The organism is Bifidobacterium sp. UBA6881, from assembly GCA_002451435.1.
GTDB lineage: Bacteria > Actinomycetota > Actinomycetes > Actinomycetales > Bifidobacteriaceae > Bifidobacterium.
This window is the reverse complement of the sequence record DKCF01000082.1, coordinates 52,959-59,860: the sequence shown is the minus strand read 5'-3', so window position 1 is coordinate 59,860 and position 6,902 is coordinate 52,959. Positions and strand designations below refer to the sequence as shown.

5 protein-coding genes are annotated in these 6,902 nt (G+C 59.8%); 3 read left to right on the top strand and 2 right to left on the bottom strand.

Translation table 11 applies throughout. The features are described 5' to 3' along the window. Nucleotides 1-301: 301 nt before the first annotated feature. Both B3C64_RS06560 and B3C64_RS06555 read left to right on the top strand, forming a co-directional pair. The gene (locus B3C64_RS06560; protein WP_291534575.1) at nt 302-1,906 is read left to right on the top strand and encodes an NCS1 family nucleobase:cation symporter-1; all 1,605 of its coding nucleotides are present in this window, start codon (nt 302-304) and stop codon (nt 1,904-1,906) included. A 115-nt stretch (nt 1,907-2,021) separates the two neighbouring features. After that, nucleotides 2,022-2,780: an aspartate/glutamate racemase family protein gene (locus B3C64_RS06555; RefSeq protein ID WP_291534573.1), complete on the top strand. Its 759-nt coding sequence runs from the start codon at nt 2,022-2,024 to the stop codon at nt 2,778-2,780. Between the two features lie 64 nt (nt 2,781-2,844). On the opposite strand, the gene B3C64_RS06550 is transcribed toward B3C64_RS06555, so the two are convergent. Next, a complete protein-coding gene (locus B3C64_RS06550) occupies nt 2,845-5,847 on the bottom strand; it encodes a heavy metal translocating P-type ATPase (RefSeq protein ID WP_291534572.1) in 3,003 nt (1,000 codons plus the stop codon). Between the two features lie 163 nt (nt 5,848-6,010). Here B3C64_RS06550 and B3C64_RS06545 point away from each other — a divergent pair, with 163 nt between their 5' ends. Continuing rightward, on the top strand, nt 6,011-6,301 hold the full coding sequence (locus B3C64_RS06545) for a metal-sensitive transcriptional regulator (protein WP_291534571.1): 291 nt from the start codon (nt 6,011-6,013) through the stop codon (nt 6,299-6,301). 82 nt (nt 6,302-6,383) lie between these two features. On the opposite strand, the gene B3C64_RS06540 is transcribed toward B3C64_RS06545, so the two are convergent. Further along, nucleotides 6,384-6,902 (bottom strand): 4-hydroxy-tetrahydrodipicolinate reductase (locus B3C64_RS06540; protein ID WP_291534570.1); only part of this gene is annotated, 519 nt, incomplete at its 5' end.

Below are 6,902 nucleotides of genomic sequence, written 5' to 3'. Positions count from 1 at the left end.
CCCCCCTGCCGTATATATGCAGCGCAAAGACACACAGCGACCACCCACACATCGCGTAATGAAATTATTTTTTCACACCGCAGCCACCATGCCCATATTTCCCAAATATTAACCCATCTCCCCACATCGGCCACTTTTAAGCAAACTCCGCGCACGAATGTGACAAAACCATTTCAAAATCCCTCAATACGCAATCAATTCGAAATACAGATCTCAAGGAAATCGAAATAAAAATTTCCGTTAATAAAGGCACCGGCAACTACAGATTCTTTCAACAACGCAGCACAACAGGAGGCTTACGATGACCACAGCAACCATCGGCAACAGCTTCACGCCAGCGAGCTCAGACACGCAGCAAATCCCATCGAATCATTCCGACAAACATACGCAGGGCAGTTCCGCAACCATCATCAAGGACAGCTACAGCCCCCGTCTGGCAAACAAGGACCTCGCTCCGCTCGCAAAGCAGACCTGGTCCTGGTACAACATTTTCGCATTCTGGATGTCGGACGTGCATTCCGTCGGAGGCTACGTGACCGCAGGAAGCCTATTCGCACTCGGCATCGCCAGCTGGCAGGTGTTCATCGCGCTCATCATCGGCATCGGCATCGTGCAATTGCTAGTCAATCTCGTAGCCAAACCCAGTCAACGCGCCGGTGTGCCATTCCCCGTCACCATGCGTTTCGTGTTCGGCGTCAAAGGCGCTAACATTCCCGCCATCATCCGCGGCATCATCGCGGTAGCGTGGTATGGAGTGCAGACTTTTCTCGCCTCCGAATCCCTCAATATCATCTTTCTCAAGTTTTTCCCCGAAGCGCAGACGCTCGCAGAGAATTATTCATTCCTCGGACTTTCAGCACTGGGATGGATTTCCTATGGCATATTGTGGATAGCCCAAGCATGCGTGTTCTGGAAAGGCATGGACACCATACGCAAGTTCACCGATTTCGCAGGGCCGCTGGTATACGCGGTAATGTTCGTCCTCGCCATCTATCTGGTGGTGCGGGCAGGCGGACTTGGAGCCATCGACCTCAACCTGTCAAGCGGCAAGCCGATGGGCCTAGTCGAATCCGTTCCCGTGATGATCACCGCCATCGCGCTCGTCGTTTCGTACTTCTCCGGCCCCATGCTCAACTTCGGCGATTTCTCTCGTTACTGCAATTCCTATGAGAACGTCAAAAAAGGTAATTTCTGGGGATTGCCGGTGAATTTTGTGGTGTTCTCCCTGCTCACCGTGATCTGCGCCTCCGCGACTGTACCCGTTTTCGGTGAATTAATCACCGACCCGATCAAGACCGTGGAACGCATCGACACCCCATTTGCGATTCTTCTGGGCGGTGTCACCTTCGTCACCGCAACGGTCGGCATCAATATCGTGGCGAACTTCGTCTCCCCCGCCTTCGATTTCTCGCACGTCAACCCGCAGAAAATCAATTGGCGGACCGGTGGTATGATCGCCGCGGTGGGATCGGTGATCATCACCCCATGGAATTGGTATTCGAACGATCAAGCCATCCATTACACGCTTGATTTGCTGGGAGCGCTCATCGGACCGCTGTTCGGTATTCTTGTGGCGGGATACTTCATCGTGGCGCACCAGCGCATCGTCGTGGATGACTTATTCACCATGAGCCCAAAGGGACGTTATTGGTACCGTAACGGATTTAATCCGAATGCCGTGCTGTCCTTGGTGTTTTCCGGCATTCCGTCAATTTGCTGCGCAGTGATGCCCAGTTCCCTCAAGCAGATGGGCATCATCGACTTGACCGCGCTCTCGAACTTCAGTTGGTTCATCGGTGCCGGACTCGGTTTGATGATTTTCACGGTGCTGGAGCACTATCGCCCGCAAATCATCCCCCTTGCAGCCAATGACGCAACGGTGAATGACGGCAGCGCCACAAAGTAGCGCCATCACTTCGCATTGAAATGCGAGACGCACAACCAACAGCATGTTGTGGTTTCCAACGTACTTGGGAGCCACAACATGCCATATCACCCACATTCCATCTATTTCATCACCATTGACTCGTCAATTCCTCGAGGTCAACATGAAAATCAAAATCATCAATCCAAACACTACGTGGTCCATGACCCATACCATAGAGGAGGCGGCGCGCGCAGCCGCCGGCAAAGACGTATGCATCGAAGCTGTAAGCCCAACCATGGGACCGGTTTCCATCGAATCGCATAGCGATGAGGCACTGGCCGCGGTTGGCGTGATGGACGAGATTCGCAAAGGCGAGAGAGAAGGGTGCGACGCCTATGTATTGGCCTGTTTCGGCGATCCCGGTCTCCATGCCGCGCGAGAACTGGCGTATGGACCGGTAATCGGCATCGCCCAAGCCGCGTTCCATGTAGCTTCACTAGTCGGACGTTCATTTGCCATCGTCACGACGCTCGGGCGCACCCTCGGAAGGGCACAAGACCTAGTGGATGAATACGGATTCACGAGACAGTGTGTGGCCTATCGCGCCTGCGAAGTACCAGTGCTGGATCTCGACGAGCACCCCGATGCCGCATACCAAGCATTGTTGACGGAATGTCAAACAACTTTGGACCAGTGCGACGCCGATTCCATCGTACTGGGATGCGCAGGAATGGCTGGCATGTGCAAACAACTGGAAGAATCACTGCACGTACCGGTGATCGATGGGGTCAGCGCCGGCGTCGCATTGGCGGAGTCATTGGTACGCATTGGCGCACACACCTCATCCCGGCGAGAATATTCGGTTCCCGGCACCAAAAAGGTAACGGGCATACTTTCTGAATTCACCCGATGACCGGTCATCTTGTGTCATCGCGAATCGGCTTCCCAAAAGACCGATTCGCGATGACACATGACGTTCAGTCGAGGTAGGCTTCCGGGTTCTGGCTGAAGCGGTCGGCGCAGCCCGGATTGCAGAAATAGTAGGTCTTGCCGTTGTATTCACGGGTGGCGGGCGCGTTCGCCGGATCCACGCTCATGCCGCAGACCGGATCGGTCGCGGACGCAGTGGCGTTCCGCCCGGCCATGGAGCCATGGCCGCACCCTTGATGGCCGCCGCAGCAGCCTCCTTTCGCGGACGCGTGCGCATCCATCGACATGGATTCCTTCTTGGCTTTGTGATTGCTGAACAATCCCATGATGATTCCTTTCTGGTTGGTGTTGCCCGCTTGCGGATTCGGTTTGCGGACACGGTATGGCTTGCCGCCGCGGCCATGGCCGACGCCATGCGCCGTGCCGCGCCCGCCATCGGCGACAAGCGCGTTCGGATCGAACAGGCGGAGCCGGCTGGCGTTCGTCACCACGCATAACGATGAGAACGCCATGGCCGCGCCCGCGATCATCGGACTGAGCATCTGGCCGGTGAACGGATACAATACACCCGCCGCGATCGAGATGCCCACACTGTTGTATCCCAAGGCGAAACCGAGGTTCTGCGCGATGTTGCGCATCGTCGCATGGGACAAATCGAGCGCGTGCACGAGACCCATCAGCGAGCCGTTCATCAGGGTCACGTCCGCGGATTCGATGGCCACGTCGGTTCCGGAGCCGATGGCGAATCCCACATCAGCGCGGGTAAGCGCGGGCGCGTCGTTGATGCCGTCACCAACCATCGCCACCGTATATCCGCGGGATTGCAGCCTCACGATTTCGTCGGCTTTGTTCTCCGGCCGCACGCCGGCCACCACATGGTCGATGCCGACCTGCCGCGCGACCGCCTGCGCCGTCGTCGCGTTGTCGCCGGTAAGCATGACGACTTCCGCGCCGCGCAACCGCAATTGCCGTACCGCGCCGCGGGAATCCGGCTTCACCGTATCGGCGACCGCCACGATTCCGGCGAGCTCGCCGTCCACCGCCACCAGCATGGGGGTCTTCCCCTGCGCGGACAAGCGTTCCAGATCATCGATGACCACGTCCAGATCCTCATCGCCCACGGAAGGCATGCCGATGTCCAGATCATCGATCAAATCGGTGTTGCCCACCGCCACCGGATGGCGCACGCCCCGGAACGTCACATCCGCCGTGATGCCCCGCCCCGCGACCGCGCGAAAATCCGATGCCGTTCCCGTCTGGAGCCGCTTCGCGCGCGCCGCGGCGACGATCGCGGCTGCGAGCGGATGCTCGGAATCCTGTTCGGCGCAGGCCGTGACCGCCAACAGATCGTCAGGGCTCCGCCGCCATGCGCCCAACGGCAGCACATCGGTGAGCGATGGCTTGCCAACGGTGATCGTACCGGTTTTGTCGAGTACGACGGCATTGACCTTCGCCGTCGTTTCCAGCGCCTCGGCGGAACGCATCAGCACGCCCATCCGCGCGGCCCTGCCGGTGGCGACCGTCACGGACAATGGCGTGGCGAGCCCCAACGCGCAGGGGCATGCGATCAGCAGCACCGACACCGCGGCCACCAGCGCATGGGTGATCCGCGGCTCGGGGCCGAATGCGAACCACAGCGCGCATGACCAGACGGCGATCAGCACGACGATGGGCACGAAGAATCCGGAGATTCTGTCGGCAAGGCGCTGCACCGGCGCCTTCGAGCTTTGCGCGGACCTGACCAGTCCGATGATCTGCGCCAGCACCGTGTCCGCGCCGACCTTCGTGGCACGGTACCGCAATGAACCGGTTCCGTTGACCGTGGCGCCGGTCACCGCGCTGCCGGGTTGCTTGATTACCGGCATGGACTCGCCGGTAATCATCGACTCGTCCACCGATGACGAGCCGTCGACCACGACGCCGTCGACGGGCAGCTTCTCCCCCGGACGGACGATGACGACGTCGCCGACGCGCACATCCTCGACGCCGATCTCCCGCTCCTCGCCGTCGCGCAGCACATGCGCGCCCCGCGGCCTCAGCCCCGCCAAGGCGCGCATGGCCTCACCGGTGCCGATGCGTGCGCGCGCTTCGAGCAACTGCCCGACGAGCATCAGCGTGATGACCACGCCCACGGATTCGAAATACGGTTCGCGCGCGTTTTCGGGCAATATGCCGGGTGCGAAAACGACCACGCATGAGTATGCGAACGCGAATACCGTGCCGAGACTCACCAACGCATTCATTTCCGGCGAGCGATGCGCGATCGCGGCGAATCCGCTGCGGAAAATCGGCAAGGCGGCATATCCCATGATGGGAAGCGTCAGCACCAGCTGCATCCATGCCGGCATCGGATACAGCATCAACATGGCGGCGCCGAATACCGGGACCGCGCAAACCGCCGACACCACGAGACGCGCGACCAGGGTTCTGATCTCCTTGGATTGTGAGGTGTCGCCGGATCGTGAGGTACGATGCCGGTTAATCACATGTTCCGGCTCGCCGGTTTGCGTGACATCATCGGATGGCACGGCATCATCGAATTGTGCGGCATCACCGGATTTTCCGCTATGGAGGGATGCCTCGCCATCATGTCGGAACGCTCCGGAATTCTGGATTTCACGGGATTCCCCGATTTGGTCGGATGCGCCTTCGTTCCTCTGCTTCGTCGCCCGACCATGTGTGGACGGGACAATTCGCAGCATGCCATGCAGCATGTTCATGCCGCATGCGAAGGGATAATCGCCCGGCCGGTCGGGATGTAGCGTCAACGTCGTCGAGCGGAACGCGGGCAAAGCGAGATCGACGCCGAAATCGGGAAAGACGACATGAGACGAGCACTCGCCGTCCTCTTTGCGGTCGAATACGAGTGTGAGCGGCAATCCGGCCTCCGCCTCGACTATGGCGGGACTGTACCCTCCCTTGACCTCGATGACCGCCTCCTGCGCGCCGTTCCCGATACGCGCGCGATATGCCTTGCGCGGTGCGAAGAAGAACCACAGCACGCCCACGGTTACGGCCAACGCCGCTATGATCGCCATCAATGCCTGCATGTCCTCACCTTTCCGCATGGTCCGTCAAAGCTGCGCTTGGCGGACGGCCCGTCCGATACCAGCGATACCACCATACATATACCCCCAGAGGGTATATTTTCACGGTAGGTAGACTGTATTCAGCGATAAGGTCAAGTTTTCAGCGCTGCGAGGAGCCGAGCCAATGAACGTCACACACCATGGATATGCGGAAGATCAGAAGAAAATCATCGCGCGGCTCAACCGCATTGAGGGGCAGGTCCGAGGCATCAAACAGATGACGGAGGACGGGGAATACTGCATCGACATCCTCACCCAGATATCGGCGGTGAACAGCGCGCTCAAATCCGTGGCGCTGCTGCTCATCGACGACCATCTCAACCATTGCGTCAGGCAGGCGGTGGAGCAAGGCGGCGCCGTCTCGGACGAGAAGCTCGCCGAAGCCAGCGCCGCCATCGCGCGCCTCGTGAAATAATCATCATTCCCAAACCACCGACGGGCAGAGGAATCTCAGCGTCGGTGGTTTGGGAACGGAAGGTAGGGGGACGCGGCGAGAATCACAGATCGAGGAAGTGGTCGAGGCCGACGGTCAGGCCCGGGAATCCGCCGGTTGCGATCTTGCGCACGGCCAGCAGCACGCCCGGCATGAAGGAGATACGGTCGAAGCTGTCGGCGCGGATGGTCAGCTGTTCGCCGGCGTTGCCGAAAAGCACCTCCTCATGGGCGTTGAGGCCACGGAGACGCACGGCATGCACATGGATGCCGTCGACCACCTGCCCGCGCGAGCCGCCATCGGTTTCGGTGGCATCCGGAACCGGGCCAAGACCGGCGGCCTTGCGCGCCTCCGCGATGCCCTGGGCGGTATGGAACGCGGTGCCGGACGGCGCGTCCACCTTGTTCGGATGATGCAGTTCGATGACTTCGGCGGATTCGAAGTACGGTGCGGCGACCTTCGCGAAGTAGTCTCCCAGAACCGCGGAGATGGCGAAGTTCGGAGCGATGAACACGCTCTGGCCTTCGCGCGGGGCCTCGGCGAGCGCGGAACGCACCTGGTCGAGTTTCTCATCGGTCCAGCC